General features: G+C 50.0%; 13 protein-coding genes and 12 tRNA genes. 3 read left to right on the top strand and 22 right to left on the bottom strand.

All coding sequences use genetic code 11. The annotated features are described in order from the left end of the window. Window positions 1-37 precede the first annotated feature (37 nt). The 10 genes from zwf to ACOZB4_RS25635 form a co-directional block, all read right to left on the bottom strand. The gene (zwf, locus tag ACOZB4_RS25590; protein WP_379407337.1) at window positions 38-1585 is read right to left on the bottom strand and encodes a glucose-6-phosphate dehydrogenase; all 1548 of its coding nucleotides are present in this window, start codon (window positions 1583-1585) and stop codon (window positions 38-40) included. A 137-nt stretch (window positions 1586-1722) separates the two neighbouring features. Next, window positions 1723-2571, bottom strand: coding sequence for a YwmB family TATA-box binding protein (locus ACOZB4_RS25595; protein ID WP_379407338.1), 849 nt, complete (start codon window positions 2569-2571; stop codon window positions 1723-1725). A 294-nt stretch (window positions 2572-2865) separates the two neighbouring features. Further along, window positions 2866-3510 (bottom strand): response regulator, encoded by a 645-nt coding sequence (locus ACOZB4_RS25600; RefSeq protein WP_006212655.1) that lies wholly within the window; start codon window positions 3508-3510, stop codon window positions 2866-2868. Continuing rightward, on the bottom strand, window positions 3494-4567 hold the full coding sequence (locus ACOZB4_RS25605; protein ID WP_098748900.1) for a sensor histidine kinase: 1074 nt from the start codon (window positions 4565-4567) through the stop codon (window positions 3494-3496). The genes ACOZB4_RS25600 and ACOZB4_RS25605 overlap by 17 nt, the downstream gene beginning before the upstream one ends. Window positions 4568-4608: 41 nt before the next feature. After that, on the bottom strand, window positions 4609-5253 hold the full coding sequence (gene liaF / locus ACOZB4_RS25610) for a cell wall-active antibiotics response protein LiaF (RefSeq protein WP_379407339.1): 645 nt from the start codon (window positions 5251-5253) through the stop codon (window positions 4609-4611). 169 nt (window positions 5254-5422) lie between these two features. Further along, window positions 5423-6109: a PspA/IM30 family protein gene (locus ACOZB4_RS25615; RefSeq protein ID WP_076324886.1), complete on the bottom strand. Its 687-nt coding sequence runs from the start codon at window positions 6107-6109 to the stop codon at window positions 5423-5425. A gap of 1 nt (window position 6110) precedes the next feature. Next, window positions 6111-6590, bottom strand: coding sequence for a PspC domain-containing protein (locus ACOZB4_RS25620; protein WP_076324887.1), 480 nt, complete (start codon window positions 6588-6590; stop codon window positions 6111-6113). Window positions 6591-6592: 2 nt separating this feature from the next. Beyond that, window positions 6593-7270, bottom strand: coding sequence for a PspA/IM30 family protein (locus ACOZB4_RS25625; RefSeq protein ID WP_379407340.1), 678 nt, complete (start codon window positions 7268-7270; stop codon window positions 6593-6595). Window positions 7271-7338: 68 nt separating this feature from the next. Beyond that, on the bottom strand, window positions 7339-7638 hold the full coding sequence (locus tag ACOZB4_RS25630) for a hypothetical protein (protein WP_076324889.1): 300 nt from the start codon (window positions 7636-7638) through the stop codon (window positions 7339-7341). Window positions 7639-7903: 265 nt separating this feature from the next. Then, complete coding sequence (locus ACOZB4_RS25635; protein WP_379407341.1) at window positions 7904-8665, bottom strand: MurR/RpiR family transcriptional regulator; 762 nt, start codon at window positions 8663-8665, stop codon at window positions 7904-7906. A 159-nt stretch (window positions 8666-8824) separates the two neighbouring features. On the opposite strand from ACOZB4_RS25635, the gene ACOZB4_RS25640 reads away from it, so the two are divergent. Genes ACOZB4_RS25640 through ACOZB4_RS25650 form a run of 3 tightly spaced genes read left to right on the top strand, consistent with a single transcriptional unit; the run spans window position 8825 to window position 15244 of the window. Further along, complete coding sequence (locus ACOZB4_RS25640; protein ID WP_379407342.1) at window positions 8825-10831, top strand: fructose-specific PTS transporter subunit EIIC; 2007 nt, start codon at window positions 8825-8827, stop codon at window positions 10829-10831. A 58-nt stretch (window positions 10832-10889) separates the two neighbouring features. After that, window positions 10890-13529: a glycoside hydrolase family 38 C-terminal domain-containing protein gene (locus tag ACOZB4_RS25645; RefSeq protein ID WP_379407343.1), complete on the top strand. Its 2640-nt coding sequence runs from the start codon at window positions 10890-10892 to the stop codon at window positions 13527-13529. Then, window positions 13526-15244: an alpha-amylase family glycosyl hydrolase gene (locus ACOZB4_RS25650; RefSeq protein WP_379407344.1), complete on the top strand. Its 1719-nt coding sequence runs from the start codon at window positions 13526-13528 to the stop codon at window positions 15242-15244. Before ACOZB4_RS25645 ends, ACOZB4_RS25650 begins: the two co-directional genes overlap by 4 nt. A gap of 325 nt (window positions 15245-15569) precedes the next feature. Here the strand turns inward: ACOZB4_RS25650 and ACOZB4_RS25655 are convergent. The 12 genes from ACOZB4_RS25655 to ACOZB4_RS25710 all read right to left on the bottom strand — a co-directional run bounded on the left by ACOZB4_RS25655 (window position 15570) and on the right by ACOZB4_RS25710 (window position 16720). Beyond that, window positions 15570-15649 (bottom strand) — tRNA-Leu (locus tag ACOZB4_RS25655). 8 nt (window positions 15650-15657) lie between these two features. Then, window positions 15658-15734, bottom strand: a tRNA-Arg gene (locus ACOZB4_RS25660). A gap of 12 nt (window positions 15735-15746) precedes the next feature. Further along, window positions 15747-15820: transfer RNA gene (locus ACOZB4_RS25665), tRNA-Cys, on the bottom strand. 11 nt (window positions 15821-15831) lie between these two features. After that, window positions 15832-15906: transfer RNA gene (locus tag ACOZB4_RS25670), tRNA-Gly, on the bottom strand. Window positions 15907-15921: 15 nt separating this feature from the next. Further along, window positions 15922-15996 (bottom strand) — tRNA-Gln (locus ACOZB4_RS25675). An 18-nt stretch (window positions 15997-16014) separates the two neighbouring features. Continuing rightward, window positions 16015-16090, bottom strand: a tRNA-His gene (locus ACOZB4_RS25680). Between the two features lie 46 nt (window positions 16091-16136). Next, window positions 16137-16209, bottom strand: a tRNA-His gene (locus ACOZB4_RS25685). Between the two features lie 22 nt (window positions 16210-16231). Beyond that, a tRNA-Trp gene (locus ACOZB4_RS25690) sits at window positions 16232-16305 on the bottom strand. Window positions 16306-16311: 6 nt separating this feature from the next. Then, window positions 16312-16396 (bottom strand) — tRNA-Tyr (locus ACOZB4_RS25695). A 4-nt stretch (window positions 16397-16400) separates the two neighbouring features. Beyond that, window positions 16401-16476 (bottom strand) — tRNA-Thr (locus ACOZB4_RS25700). Window positions 16477-16498: 22 nt separating this feature from the next. Further along, window positions 16499-16574: transfer RNA gene (locus ACOZB4_RS25705), tRNA-Phe, on the bottom strand. Between the two features lie 69 nt (window positions 16575-16643). Further along, a tRNA-Asp gene (locus ACOZB4_RS25710) sits at window positions 16644-16720 on the bottom strand. Between the last annotated feature and the right edge of the window lie 16 nt (window positions 16721-16736).

Here is a 16736-nt window from a genome sequence, read left to right on the forward strand (position 1 = left end):
AGGATGATTTTTAATACGTAAATTTTAGAAAATGATCTTAGTTTTTCAACCACACTACATTATCCTCGAGCTGGCCGTTAACCGGCCACCAGTGGAATCCGTCTTCCTTCAACAGCTCATCTGCCTTGGCAGGTCCCCACGAGCCCGCAGGATACGATTCCAGCTCGCCTTGGTTCTCTCTCCATGCGCTGGCGATACGATCCACGAAGGACCATGCGGAGGCCACTTCGTCCCAGCGTGTAAAGTAAGTGGAATCCCCACGAGCAGCGTCATGCAGTAGACGCTCATACGCTTCAGGAGAGTTAATACCCACGATACAGCTTTGGCAGAAGTCCATCGCTACAGGAGCGATCTCGGATTCTGATCCCGGCTTTTTGGCATTTATCTTCACGTAAATGCCTTCCATCGGATTCACGCGGATGACAAGCAGGTTAGGCTCCAGGGAATGCTTTTGGCCCAAATATACGTTGGTTGGCATCCGTTTGAACTCAACAACCACCTCGGTTGTCTTAACCGGCAGACGTTTGCCCGTGCGGATATAGAACGGTACACCCGCCCAGCGGAAGTTGTCCACGAATACTCTGGCCGCAAAATAGGTTTCCGTATTGGATTCCGGATTAACCTTGTCCTCTTCACGGTAAGCCGGCAGATCTTTACCGCCCGCTGAACCGCTTGTATACTGACCACGAACTACGTTGTTCTTCACTTCTTCATGTGTGGCATACGGACGCAAGGAACGAAGCACTTTTACCTTCTCGTCGCGGATATCCTCTGCGAGCAGACGGCTAGGCGGTTCCATTGCAATCATGGTTAGCAGCTGCAGCATATGGTTTTGGCCCATGTCCCTTAGTGCACCGGCATGATCATAGTATCCGCCGCGTTCCTCGACACCAACCGTCTCGCCAAGCGTGATTTGGATGTTGGCGATATGCTTGTTGTTCCACAGCGGCTCAAAGAAAGCATTCGCAAAACGCATAACTTCGATGTTCTGTACCATTTCTTTACCAAGATAATGGTCAATCCGGTAGACCTCTTCTTCCTTGAATACTTTACGGATTTCTTCGTTCAGCTTGGCAGCCGATTCCAGATCGTAGCCGAATGGCTTCTCGATCACAAGACGGTTCCAGCCTTCTCCGTCGAGCATACCGCCCTTCATCAGGTTAAACGATACGCTGCCGAACAACTCCGGTGCAAGTGCCAGGTAAAACAAGCGATTACCCGGTATATTAAATTTCGTTTCCAATTGCTCCGTTTGTTCACGAAGCTCACGGAAACCGTCAATATTGTTAATATCTAAAGATTTATATTCAAAATGCTGTGCAAATGCATTCCATTCACTATCCTGTTCCGAACTATATCGGCAGAATTCCTGAATCGAACGATACACGTCCTCCCGAAACTCTTCCTGGGTGCGCGGACGCCGCGCCACGCCGATTACCGCAAAATCCTCATCCAGTTTTCCTTCACGATAAAGACTGTAGATCGCCGGAAACAACTTACGTCTTGCCAAATCACCAGTCGCTCCAAAGATGAAAAATACAGCTCCCGGTGTCTTCATTGTATCTAGATTTTGATTTTCAGCCATGGCTCCTCATTCTTTCTATGAATTATAGTGTATTTTTATGCATCGGCACTTAACTCGATGTGATGACATTTTAGCATATTCATTTCAAGTATGCTATCTCATTCCGTATTTTTTCATCGTAGTTTCAGAAATCATTTTCAATATTCTATTGTAATGACGGGAAATCCGATCGTTATTCTACTACTTTTCTTCATCGAATCTTCATGCACTGCGATCTGCATATGAATCGGCGTGTCGCCACTCATCACAAAAGCACCAAGTGAAGGAACCTCATAAGAACGGCTTTGTGTTTTGTCATCTGCATAATCTTCAACGGAGCGAAGTAAGATTTTTTGGGCTACGGCCTCTTCTACTTGAGCCATTGTCCCATCAACGCTTGCAGTCTCCGTTGCATACCCTTGAATGGACGCATTCCATGTGTTCGGTATGCCGGCTTGCTTCATCATTTCTTGAATCTGCTGCTGTAGGGCCATCATTTCCCGTGTCTGCCCAGCCGCTTCTCCAACAAGCATGGCTCTGATATAACTATGGCCCTCCTTTGTGAGGGCCCAATCAAGATGCACGGATACACCTGAGAGCAAGCCTTCTGCTTGAAACACTTCATTTCCTTGAAGCTGGGACATCGTAATTCCGGAGAGCCCCATTGTACGAGCCAGGTGCTCAGCTGCTGTCTTAGCTTGATCCTTAGGAACAGAATTTATCATTTCTCCTTGAATTTTTACCGTGAGCATTGCCGAAGGCTCCATATGTTCTTGCCCGAGCGCTGTCAGAAGCGTTAGATCGCTTTCTGCAGCTACCCCGGCTCCAGTTGTTCCATCGATATCTTTTTCTCCCGTTCCGCCTGAAGCTGAAGTTGACGCTTCTCTCGTATGCGGAGCTGATTCATTTCGATTGCTTTCCGTTGTTCCTGCAAAACCCGCCATCATACCTGCTGCCCCGCACAGCAACAACATCATCACAATGATCTGTAAACGCATTTTCCGCATGGTCAGTCACGCCTCCCCGTTCGAATCTATCAATCTAGTAAAAAGGATGGCCTCATCTCCGCGGATTTATACCTCTCTTTTTTTAAAAAGATCCTTCAAAACGGGCTGTATGTAAATCTTCCGGCTTCCCCGTTCATAAATAAAAGACTCCCGATCCGGGAGTCTTTTAGCCTGTCTCTCAGTGTTTACATGGATATGTCATACCACAAGCAGCATCATGGACTGTTTTGTACCACGCCCAGCATGTTGGATCTGATTATGTCACGCTCGTCGCATAAAAAAGAGCTGGCCTTCTTACTCAGCCAGCCCATTTTTATAAGCGTAGATGGCAGCTTGGGTCCGATCCTCTACCCCCAGCTTGCCTAAAATATTCGTTACATGAAATTTCACGGTTTTGATGCCTATAATCAAATCATCAGCAATATCCTGATTCGACTTGCCCTGCGCCACCAGTCGCAGCACTTCCATTTCCCGGTCCGTAAGGTCGTTATGCGCCGGAGCTTCATTTTGCGGATGCCGGAATCGATTCATCATCTTGGAGGCAACCTGCGACTCCAGCACCGACTGCCCGCGTGCGGCTGCACGTATAGCATCAGCTACTTCAGAAGCACGGGATGTCTTCAATAAATAACTGAACGCACCTGCTTCAATAACCGGATACATCTTCTCATCGTCCAGATAGCTGGTCAGTACAATGACCTTAAGATTCGGAAACTGATTCATCAATTGGCGCGTCGTCTCGATTCCATCCATTCCGTCCATCACCAAGTCCATCAGCACCACATCAGGATGATATTCCTGCGCTAAGCGTATCCCTTCCTCGCCGCTGCCCGCTTCACCAACCACCTCGATGCCGTCCTCTGTACCAAGCACAGCCGCTAAACCGATCCGGACCATCTCATGATCATCCACCAGCAGCACCTTAATCGGCGTTTCCATCTACATCCCCCCGTTTACGTTCATCATTTATGAGTGGCACAACGATCTCAATTCGAGTCCCTTTACCCGGTGCTGTGATGAATTGTACCGAGCCCCCGATCTCCGTCACCCGTTCCTGCATCGTCGATAGACCGTAGGAAGTCTGTTTCTTGTCATCCAATTCAAATCCGATCCCATCGTCCCGCAGCATTACCCGAACAGTATTCTGCCTGCGGTGAATTCGGATGTCCATTTTCTCCGCTTTCGAGTGTCTGAGGGTGTTCGACATGGCCTCCTGGATAATACGGAACAGATGATTTTCGATCCCTTTAAGCAAATGTATGTCATCGTCCATCTCAAACGTAATTTCCATAGGTACTTTAATCCGCAATTCCTTGATCAGATCCTTCAGCCCTTGCTCCAGTGCTTTCCCTTCGAGATAAACCGGCCGCAGATGAAGAAGAAGCGCCCTCATCTCGGACTGGGCCACAGCCGACATTTCCTCAATCAGAGCCACCTGGCGCTGCGCTTTGTCAAAATCCTTATCCAATGTCCTACCCACAGCGGTTGCCGTCATCGAGATGGCAAACAGCTGCTGAGAAACCGCATCATGAAGCTCGCGCGCCAGACGCTGCCTCTCTTCCACAATTGCTGTTACCCTGGCCTGCTCGGCAAGCTGGGCGTTATTCGTAGATAACCGCTGCAAAGATGAAACCTGATCCTCCCAGCGTTTGCTGATCTTCACCAGCTGTTCTCCAAGCCGTCCCACTTCGTCTTCGCCGATGTCCGGCATCACGTCCGTAAGGCTGCCTTTTTCCCAGTTCACCAGTGTTTCCCTTACAAGATCAACTCGTCGTTTTACCCGGTATCCCTGGAAGAAGCCATAGATCGCACCCAGCCCGACCGGCAGCAATACCAGAGTGATGCCGGCTTCGATCCGGTTCTTCCACGTCTCGAACGGTTGAAGATAACCATATGTATATAATAAATATAGGACAACGAGCATGACAACCAATCCCAGAAGGGTCCCCTCACGCATACTTCGGGTAATCATATTTGCTTTCTTTTCCGTTTCCACGGGGCAACCCTCCTGAATGGTTTACACAAGACATACGTTTATTATGTCATTTTTATATTCAAATCTCCGCCTAAATAAGAAACAATAAATTTCACTTTATATTCACTGGCATCGTAATTGGGTGATATATACCGCACGCGGTTTAATATGCCGGTTTCTTTCCGGTCGTCCATATGAATCGAGCCAAACAGGATCGAGGCTTCGATCTCCACCCCATAATAGTCCGGGATCATCAGATCAATATCCCCCAGCATTCCATGGAACATAAGGACCGTTTGGCGTTCCTCCGGAAGCGCCAGGGACAGATCCACATCCGCTTCTCCAAGTACATGCCACACACTCAGACTGCGCATCACCCATGGAGTCCGGTCCCAATCAAAGTTAGACATAAAGTTCTGCTTCTGAACGTACTTTGTCGTGGTATGGGCTCGCTTGGACTTGCCATAAAAAATACCTAGCGATATCAAGCTGATGCCGATAATCAACATGAGATGTTCCAGCAGCAGCAGTACGGCACCTACTCCGAGCAGAATGTATCCCTTCTTCAAATAACCTTGTCTGATCTGAAGGACACCTGCAAACATGAGTAACAGGGCGACAATGGTGAAGAAACCAAACCATCGGCCGAAAAGCATAATAAAACCCAAGCTGATTAAACCAACTGCTATCCAGCGGTTTCTGTCCATGTCGCACCTCCTTGATGACCAAGATATAAGCTCGGAAAAGCCATAGCAGTGAGACGTTCTCCACTGTATGGCTTTGCCTGTACTATACGACAATCTCATTCGTATAGCATATCATATGAACATGGTGTTCGAATACGGTTTAATCTTATTTTGCTGACTTGTTAAGGAATTACTCGGACTTCGAAGAATTCCCCATTTTGTTTTTCAAAGCTTGCAGCTGCTCATCGACTTTCAATTGCTTCTCAGCATCCACTGGGCTTGTGTATACTGCATTGTTAGGACGGTATGGGGCGCGAAGCACATCAGCTTCTGCTTCCAGTTGCATGATTTTTTCCTCCATGCGGTGGAAGCCCATCGAAGCACTGCCGCTTTCGATCGTATGCAGGCTGCTCACTTGAGACATTTGCTTCTTCGCTTTAGCCATTTGAGCGCGAGCTACAAGCTCATTGCGCTTGTTGCGCATTTTGTAGAACTCGTCTTTCATTTCATGCAGCTGAGCTACAAGTTCTTTCGCTTGAGCCTCGGATTGCAGGTGCAATTCCACGTACTCGGTTTCTTTTTGATCGAAATAGATTTTTTCTTCAAGCAGCTTGCGAGCCACTTCTTCTTGACCATTTTTAAGAGCCAATTCAGCTTGAGCTTCACGTTGTGCCGCCATCTTCACAGCCTCATCGACGCGCTGCTTCATACGACGCTCGTTAGCCATTTGCTTCGCTACTGTTACCTCTGCTTCATGAATTTCTGCCTCCATGTCGCGCAGGTACTGGTTCAACATTACGATTGGATCCTCTACTTTATCCAGCAGTTCATTCACCGATGCTTTCGTCATATCCTTAATTCTTTTAAATACTCCCATGTTATTTATCTCCCTTCTCATAGTTCGAAAGTTTTTTCTTCAATTCTTCGATTTCTTTTTGCATGGCTTTTCTCTCAATATCCTTCATCATCGCATCCAGATCGGAATCCGCAGACGCGTTGTTTCTTGTGCCATTGGGACGGTCATATTTGGGGCCAAAACTTCCATGCTCATTAGGATAGCCTTGACGTCCATAAGCATCGTTATAGCTGTTGTAGCCTGGTCCCGGGCCCGGATGATCGTTGTAACGGTATCCGCCACCATGTCTTCCCTGTGGACCATACGGATCGTGATAGTACGGCTCCTTAGGTACTACAAGGGATGCAATCAGATAGATCAACAGCGTTGTACCGCCTGTGAAAAAGATACTGACTACAAATATGATTCTAAGTAGGGTAGATTCGACTCCGAAATGATCGGATATACCGCCGATCAACCCTGTGAACATCTTGTCTCGGGTGGAACGGTACAATCTAGTCATGGTTACTCCTTTCCGCTGTTATTCAGCTTTTGCTTCAGGCGGGCAAGTTCTTTTTCCAATACAGTGGAGACTGTTTCACCAGCCTGATCCATGTATTCCTGCCCCATGCGGCGTAAATCGCGAAGACTTCTGGCTTCCAGTTCCCAGTCGCTGATACGGTCTTCGAGACGATTGAACATCTTCGGTACATCAGGACCGCTGCCATAGGAGCCTGTACGTTCATTCATTTTTTGCTGAAGACGAAGGGTTTCCACTCGGGCAACATAATACTGACGTTTGCTGTATACCGTCTGATATTCCATCCGCAGCTCGCCGAGCTGCTCCTCGATTTCTTTTAACGACTCCAGGCTTGAGGACAACAGGCCTTGATACTGTTCAATCTTTTCCTCATAGATCAGCTTCTCCTGCAATGCCAGCTTGGCAAGATGTTCTTCACCGGCCTTCAGTGCAAGCAGTGCCTGCTCTTCGCGTTTATATCGCATGGTTTCTGCTTGATCCACCTGCTGCTTCAGCTGTCTGGAATGTACTTGACATTGCTGCTGCAGCTTCTCAGCCTCAGCAATGTCCTGTCTGGTTGAATGTAGGAACTGGTCGATCAATCGAACCGGATCCTGGCTCTGCTCGAGCTTTTCATTCAATGTTGCTACGGTTATGTCTCTTATCCGCCGGAAAACACTCATATTCGCTTAGCCCTCCTCATCTATCATGATCTGTTGTTTTTGCATGTTATTTAATGTAGTGGTTTTTATCAATAACGGGGTCTACCATTCTTCAATCGGGACACCCCGTAGATGATCAAGATGATTCCAAGGATCGGACCGATCAGCCAAGACAGTTTACCCATCAACCAGATCACACCGATACCGAGAATAACCCATCCCATCAAGGTGTTACCTCTCCGGATCCCGTAGTATCCCAAAGCGACCATCAGGATTGGAATTACAAGACTGAACAACCATCCAAGCAGAGGACCGAATACTCCCAGGAGAACCAAGATCCCTACACCAATCAACAGGATACTCATTCCATTTCCTTTTGAATTTCTCATTTATACACCGCCTTTCTGTTGTTTGATCGTTGTTTCATTTGTTCAACCTTATGACTCTATTCTAGGTAATTTCGAGTTTAACTAAAACGGCCTGGGGACGGTTTTTGCACCTAGACCTAAGGCGGGGCCTCCTATAGACCTGCGTCCAAGCACGGTACTGGATTTGCGCTACGGTCCATCGTTCCCCATGCTGAATCGGGCGATTGATGCTCTTTATTCTCAACATGGCGTAAGCTGATGATTGCGCTGCTGCATACCGAGGGCTCTAGTGATGGTTCAACCGCTCCGCCAGTTTCTTCATATAGGTTTCAAGTAAAATATCCAGCAGCAGAACTAGAGGAGAACGCGGCGTGATGTCATAACCGGAGAACGATTCGGTTGGCAAGCTGGTGCTGACATTATGGGTGGCAAGCTGCGACAGCCGGCTTCCAGCGTTGTTGGTGATCGTAAAAATCTGTGCGCCAGTGAAACGTATTTTCTCGGCAGCTTTCACAAGCGTGGTGGTTTCCCCGCTCATGGAAATAAACAGCACGATATCGCCCGACTGCAGCATGTTCGGAAACAGATCGATGATATGGGATTCATAGACATGCATATTTTGTTTATGCGCTTGCAGCAGTCTTTTGGCAAAATATTCGCCGAGCGCCTTCGTAAGACCGACCGAAATGACAATGATCGTTTTGGAATGAAGCATGGCTAATGCCATTCGATCGATCCGTTCGTGATCTATATTGTCCAGCGACTGGTGCAGGTGTTGAATGTATTTTTGCACCACATGCAGATCCTCCAGCGCATTGTTGGTGTCCATCGTGCGCAGGATGTAACGCAAATCGGCGAAGCCGGACAAACCCAACTTCTTGCAGGTACGGATTACGGTGGTGGTCGAAACGTTGATGGCGCCAGCCATTTCTACCAGCGATTGCCCTTTGGCTGTCTCAAAATGGTTGTCGATGTAGTATAATACATGCTTTTCCGCATCGCTTAGCGACTCTACGCAGCTACCGAAACGCGCCAATACTTGCCCCATCTCTTTTTTCTCCCTTCACGGCTCTAGTTCACACTTACATAGCGTGTACAATTATACATGATCTGTATCCTGATCCGAAATAAAATGGATTACTATACATATGAAAGCGCTATTACCAGTAACATAAACACATTCTGCTAAGAAAAGAGGTTTAGCAACATGGATCTTCAAAAAATGACAGGGCCTCATCTGTTGTTTCTGGATGCCGACTGGTCAAGCAAGGAAGAAGTCATTGATAATCTGGTCGGTGCTTTGGCGGATGCCGGTGCCGTTGAGTCTAAAGAAGATTTTAAACAGGTTGTCTATGCACGGGAAAACCATTCGCCAACCGGATTCGAGCGTGGGCTCGCCATTCCTCACGGCAAATCCACTCTCGTCAAGGAAGCCAAAGTCGCCATTGCCCGCCTCAAGACGCCTATCGAGAACTGGGAGTCTATCGACCCGGACAATAAAGTGGATTTGATATTCCTGCTGGCCATCCCGGCGGCGGAATCCGGATCAACGCATGTTCGACTGCTGGCGCAATTATCCGCCAAGTTAATGGATGACGACTTCCGGGCCCGGCTGTATGCCGCTAAAACGCCGACAAGTTTCCTTTCCCAGCTGGACCGGACGGAAGAGTCTGACAAGCAGGCGGCCGAGCTGACGCCGGACCAGGGAAAGACCGATTCCGGTCGAACCATCCTTGCGGTCACCGCCTGTGCGGCAGGGATCGCCCACACCTATATGGCAGCGGAGGCGTTGGAGAAAGCCGGACACGAGCTCGGCATCACAGTATTGGTTGAAAAGCAAGGCGCCAATGGCCTGGAGGATCGCCATACGGCCGAGCAAATAGCTGCAGCGGATGCCGTCCTCTTCGCTGTGGATACAAAAGTGAAAGAACGCGGACGTTATGCTGGCAAACCGTATGTCCAAGTCAAAGTGGCCGAGCCTCTTCGCCGGGCCAAGGAGTTATTGTTGCAGGCAGTTGAAAACCCTTCCGGCACCGTGGAGAAGGAAGAGGTGCAGGAGACCGTAACAAAAGCCGAACCAAAAGGCTTCAAAGGTTTCCTCAGCGAAATGGTTCAGGCCATCATGACCGGAATCTCATATATGATTCCTGTGCTGGTCGCCGCAGGCCTGATGCTTGGGATCGCCAAGCTGACCTGGTTGTATGGACTTGGGCTTCCGATCGCGGATATCGGCAGCGCAGATTACGCAACGGCCGGCGGTCTGAAGGAATTTCTGCACAATCTGGATGCCTTCGGAAATCTGATATTCAAGTTCCTATATCCGGTATTCGGTATGTTTGTCGCATATGCACTGGCCGACCGGGTCGGTATTGTAGCCGGCTTGCTTGGGGGCGTATTCGCCAGCGGCATGCATTATACCTTCTGGGGCGTTGAAGGCGGGATTCCAAGCGGTTTCCTCGGAGCGCTCGTCTTGGGATTGTCCGCTGGTTACATCGCCCGTTTCCTTAATCAGAAAATCCGGCTGTCCCAAAATTTTGCCGCAATGAAACCGATGCTTATCATTCCCGGCATTAGCATCCTGCTGATGTTTATCCTGAATCAATACCTGGTTGATCCTTTCTTCAGTCAGTTGAACCGCTGGATTGCCGATATCATTCAAGGCATGACGGGGGCAGGCGAACTAACCCTGTCGGCGGTTATCGCCGCAGCGACGGCCTTTGACCTTGGCGGTCCCGTCAACAAAGCTGCCGGAGCGATCGCGATCGGAATGGCCGCAGACCATATCTTCCCGCTCACACCGCGCGTGCTGGCAATCGTGATTCCGCCGCTCGGCATCGGTCTTGCTACCATAATCGACCGATTTGTTGTGGGACGCCGTGTGTTCAGTCCGGATCTGCGCATTGCCGGGAACACTTCGTTCCTGCTCGGATTTCTGGCCATTTCCGAAGGGGCCATTCCCTTCATGCTTCGGAATCCGCTGTTGACGATTCCGATCAATCTGATCGGGGCCATTGCCGGTTCCTGTACAGCCGTTGCACTTGGCGCCGTGCAGTGGTATCCCCTTCCGGCTATTTGGGGCTGGCCGCTGGTAGAGCATTTCTTCGCCTATTTCGTCGGACTGGCTGTCGGTGTCGCTATCATTGCCTTTTCCAATATCTTTATCCGCTATGCCATGATCAAGCGCGCAGAGCGGCAGGGAAATCAAATCATTTAAACACAAAGGCTGGGCTGTGCGATGCACAGCCCTCCCGATTTCATTGGAGGTATTCATCATGAACCGCAAATCCAAAGTCCACATCGTACCGCACTCGCACTGGGACCGGGAATGGTATTTTACGATCGAAGACTCGAATATCATGCTGGTCGAGAATCTCGATGCCTTGATTAACGTATTGGAGAAAACCCCCTCCTTCCCAGCTTATGTCTTCGACGCCCAAGTTTCCGTCATTGAGGATTACTTGGCTATTCGCCCCGAGAACCGCGAACGCCTTAAAGAATTGATTAAACAGCGGCGGATTCTCATCGGCCCCTGGTATACGCAAACCGATTCGCTGCTGGTCAATCGGGAATCGGTCATCCGTAACTTGCTGTACGGAGTGCGTGAAGCCAACCTCCTGGGACACTCCATGGAAGTTGGCTATTTGCCTGATATTTTCGGCCAAAATGCGTACCTGCCTTCTTTTTTTCAGGAGTTCGGTATCCATTATAGCGTGCTGCAGCGGGGGCTTTACAACGATCAGATAGCCCGGGATTTGAATTTCACATGGGTGTCTCCCGACGGACAGGAAGTAAAAACGAACAATATTTATTACGGTTACGGTCCCGGAAAGTTTTTGGAGCCGTCGTCCACGTATTTCACTGAGCGGTTGAATCCGATTCTGGAAGCACTGGAACAACGGAATGCTTCGACGGAGCGGATCCTGCTTCCAGCGGGCGGCGATCAGGTACTGGTGCGGGAGCATTTCCCGGAAACGGTGGAGTGGCTTAACCGGCATGACCCAAACAGAGAATACGTGTTGTCCGATTACACGACATTCATGGAGGAGACATGGTCCGCCGCCGACTTCGAAGGGCAGATCGAAGGCGAATTGATTGCGAGCCAGAAATCGCGCATCCACAGCACCATCCGATCGCAGCGCATCGATCTCAAGCAGCTCAATTACCGAGTGGAAAATAAGCTGCTTTATATCCTGGAGCCACTGGCATGCATCGCTTCTGCGCTTGGCTTCAAGTATCCAAAAACCTGGATTGACCGGGTTTGGAAGCTGCTGTTTGACGTTCACGCCCATGATTCCATCGGCGGCTGCAATTCGGACGATACGAACCAGAGCATTATGATGCGGCTGATTCAGTCCGAACGAATGATCGACGGATTAGCCAATGTACTGAAGAAGCAATTGGCTCGAGCCGTGCAGGAGCGTGAAGCTGCCGGTGACTGTTTGGTCTTCAGCTTTTTGCCGGAGCGCAAGAAAATGCTCTGCCCGTTTGTTGTATTTACCAAAGACAGCCGGCTTACGCTGCATGACCGTGCCGGCGCACCTCTTGAATCCATGATCGTAAAACAGGAATATATTAGCGGCGGTCGCCAGGTCATGGTCACGGCGGAAGGCGAGCGCGAGGTGGAGATTCCCGGCTATTACCGAACAGAGCTTCTCGCCAGAGCCGAGGTTCCGGCCATGGGGTATACAACCCTTCGGGTTCGTGAAGGCGAACCTACCGAAGAATGGGCGCCTGCTTCGGAAGCCAAGATTAGCAACGAGATGTACCGGCTCGAATGGAGTGACGGTGAACTTGCGCTGGAGGACCACCGCAACGGGAAAAGGGTTTCCTCCCTGCTCCGCTTCGAGGATGTCGGCGATGCCGGAGATTCGTACGATTTTTCCCCGCTTGAAGGAGATTCGCCGATTTTTGGCAGCCAATGCGAGTTAGTAGAGGTGAAACAAGGGCCGCTGAGCAGCCTGTTGGCGGTGCGTCACACCATGAAAGTTCCGGGCAGTCTGGAAGAACGGGCGCTGGGCAAAGCCGAAACAACGCTCGTGATCGAGACGGCGTTTGAGTTGCGGGCAGGCGAGTCCTTTGTGCGCGTGACGCATTCCCTGAATAATTCGGCGTGCGACCATCGTTTGCGTGTTTTGTTCAACCACAAGGGAGAGCATACCTGGGCCGATCAGGCTTTTACCGCGCTGCGGCGGGAGAAGACCAATCCGCATCTACAGAATTGGCGTGAGAAAGGGTTTGCCGAAGCACCGGTGCCGGTATATCCCCTGGAAAATTACGTTGTAGCCGATGGCCGGGACGGGCTTCTTGGCGTCATCACCGAAGGCCTTAAGGAGTATGAGCTCTTGGAAGACGAACTAGCGTTGACGCTGTTCCGGGCCGTTGGACTGCTTGGCAAGGACGATTTGGCATGGCGTCCGGGTCGGGCATCCGGCATCAACAACAAGGTCGTTGAAACTCCTGATGCCCAGTTGCTGAAGCCCCTCACGTTTTCCTACGGCCTGCACGTCACGGAAGAGCCGTTCTGCGCGAAAGCCTGGAGCGGACTGGTTGAGGCATATATCGGGTACAGAACGACTTATCATCTACAGACACTAAACACCTTTGAAGAACGACTGGAGCGGTTTGAACTGCCGCAACCTGTGAGTTGCGTACCTTCCGAATTTTCTTTGCTGTCGCTTCAAGGTCATGTTTTTGTCTCGGCGATGAAACAAAGCGAGGATGGGGATGGCGTAATCCTCAGACTGTATAATCCCGGTGACCAGGATGAACCGATCAGTCCTCACTCGGATATATATGCCGGAACGCAGCGTGTGACTTTAGCGGAACTCCCTGCTTCAGGGTCGGTAACTTCCGTTCCGGCCAAAGGATATATGACACTCAAATGGTTAACGGATAAGGAGCGAACAATATGAATCGAGAGGAATTGCTGCACAAACTGCGGGAAAAGACGTTGTTCATCTATGGAGAAAAGCGTGGTGCGCTGGCCTATGAAGCCATGCTATCGCTCGTAAAACGATGGGAGTCGACGGATTTTGGCAACAACAGGGCATTAACCGAACAAAATGTATTTCTGATCACATACGGAGATGCCGTCCGCCTGCAGGGTAAAACGCCGCTCAACGCCTTGCATTCTTTCCTGAACGAACAGGTTGGAGGAGCCATCACCGACGTTCACCTGCTCCCGATGTTTCCGTACACCTCGGATGATGGATTTTCGGTAACAGACTACCGTGCCATAGATCCGGAATTGGGCAGTTGGGAAGATATCAGCCGCTTTCTGGGGGATTACCGGCTGATGTTTGATTTCGTTGCCAATCATATTTCTAAATCAAGCGAATGGTTCCAGGGTTATCTTCAGGGCGACGAGCGGTTTGAGAACTATTTCATTCCACGGGATGAGGAGTTTGATACATCACATGTTATTCGCCCCCGTACCTCCCCTCTCTTTCATGAATACGAGGGAAGCAGCGGATCTCGAACAGCTTGGACCACGTTCAGCGAAGACCAGGTAGACCTGAATGCCGCCCATATTCCGGTACTGTGCGATTTGAGCGATATTCTGCTCGACTACGCCAGCCGGGGAGCATCCTCCGTTCGGCTGGATGCGATCGGCTTTTTGTGGAAGGAACCGGGAACGACCTGTATGCATTTGCCTCGCACCCATGCGATCATTTCCATGTGGCGCGATCTGCTGGACTATTTCAAGCCAGGTACTCAGATCATTACGGAGACTAACGTGCCTCATGCCGACAACATCAAATACTTTGGTGACGGTTCGAACGAGGCCAATATGGTCTACCAGTTTTCACTGCCTCCGCTTGTTCTGTACTCATTCACCGTGCAGGATGCAACAAAATTGACGCAATGGGCAAAGGGAATTACTCGAGTGTCCGATACGGCGACTTATTTTAATTTCCTCGCTTCCCATGACGGGATTGGTATGCGGCCAACGGAGGGAATTTTGGACGATAACGAGCGGCTGCTGCTGGCAGAGAAGGTCCAAGCCAACGGCGGGCGTATCTCCTACAAAAATAATGCTGACGGCACAAAATCGGTATATGAGCTGAATATCAACTATATCGATGCCCTCACAAATGCCGATGAGAAGGATAACCTTCAGCTCATCACCAACAAAGCTCTGGCTGCCCATTGCATCCTCTGCTCGGTGATCGGCGTACCGGCCATTTATTATCATTCTTTGTTCGGATCCTCCAATGATTACAGCGGACTGGAAGAGAGCGGTATCAGCCGCAGCATCAATCGCGAGAAACTGGAAGCGGACAAACTGGCCGCTGAGCTTACAAACGATGCACGGAGACGGACGATATTCGGAGGAATTACGGCCATGCTGAGCGTACGACAGTTGACCAGCGCTTTCTCCCCTTATGCCGATCAAGAAATCCTTGATTTGGACAACCGGGTATTTGCGGTGCGCCGCAGCAATGAGCGGACGGGCAGCACGGTTACCGCCGTCATTAATGTAACCGGACGGCCGGTGCAAATAAAAGCCCCTGCACAAGGCACAGAGCTGCTGACTTCCATGGAGTTCGGCGAAATGCTGGAGCTTGAACCTTACGGATATGCATGGATTCAGGCACATCCAGAGCCTTCTGCTGGCGATAAGTAATTCGTTTTGAATGTTTGATGCGAATCCATATCTCAAATAATACTGCCCCGACCCGGGACTGCACATTGCTCACGGGTTCGGGGCCTTTTTGAGATGAATGTAATCTCGGCTAAGGAGCTGTTATATAACTCGAATTTGATCTGCATTGCTGTCCGGTGCCAGTGCACCTTTTGTGCAGCTCGTGCGTGTACTATTCATACGTTGTGCTGTTCATGCATTGTGCTCTTCATGCATAGTTAACGCTGCTTCATCAGCACCAGCGGCTGATGTAGATGCAACGAAAAAAGGAATGCAGACGTTTATAGTCTACATTCCTTTTGGATGATGCCGGTGAAGGGACTCGAACCCCCACGGTTTCCCTCACGATTTTGAGTCGCGCGCGTCTGCCAATTCCGCCACACCGGCTTACTTTATGGCGTGCCCTAAGAGATTCGAACTCCTGACCTTTTGATTCGTAGTCAAACGCTCTATCCAGCTGAGCTAAGGGCACATAGTTTTGTTATGGAGGCGCCACCCAGATTCGAACTGGGGATAAAGCTTTTGCAGAGCTGTGCCTTACCACTTGGCTATGGCGCCAGAAATAAAAATGGAGCGGACGACGGGAATCGAACCCGCGACCCTCGCCTTGGCAAGGCGATGCTCTACCGCTGAGCCACGTCCGCAAACATAAAAATCAATGGCTGGGGATATAGGATTCGAACCTATGCATGACGGAGTCAAAGTCCGTTGCCTTACCGCTTGGCTAATCCCCAACATTTTTAAAAAAACTATGGGGCGACCGATGGGTCTCGAACCCACGAATGCCGGAACCACAATCCGGTGCGTTAACCCCTTCGCCACGATCGCCATAATGTAATAGTTTTTTTCAGAGAATAATCATAATGAAATAATGGGCGACCGATGGGTCTCGAACCCACGAATGCCGGAACCACAATCCGGTGCGTTAACCCCTTCGCCACGATCGCCAAGTTCATTATAAATATTCAATGGCAGGGGCAGCAGGAATTGAACCCACACCAACGGTTTTGGAGACCGTTGTTCTACCTTTAAACTATGCCCCTAAAAACTGGTGGAGGATGATGGATTCGAACCACCGAACTCGAAGAGAGCAGATTTACAGTCTGCCGTGTTTAGCCACTTCACTAATCCTCCAGAATGGTGCCGGCGAGAGGACTTGAACCCCCAACCTACTGATTACAAGTCAGTTGCTCTACCAATTGAGCTACACCGGCATATAAAGTTATAAAACGTACATGGTGGCTCGGGACGGAATCGAACCGCCGACACGAGGATTTTCAGTCCTCTGCTCTACCGACTGAGCTACCGAGCCTTAAAGCTCTTCGCGAACTTTGACGGAACCCAATATCGGATACTCATCTCATCCCAAAGTTATAAATAATGGCGGAACTGACGGGATTCGAACCCGCGATCTCCTGCGTGACAGGCAGGCATGTTAGGCCTCTACACCACAGTTCCATGAGGCATTATCGCT

The organism is Paenibacillus sp. NPDC058898 (assembly GCF_049316025.1).
Taxonomy (GTDB): Bacteria; Bacillota; Bacilli; order Paenibacillales; family Paenibacillaceae; genus Paenibacillus_AQ.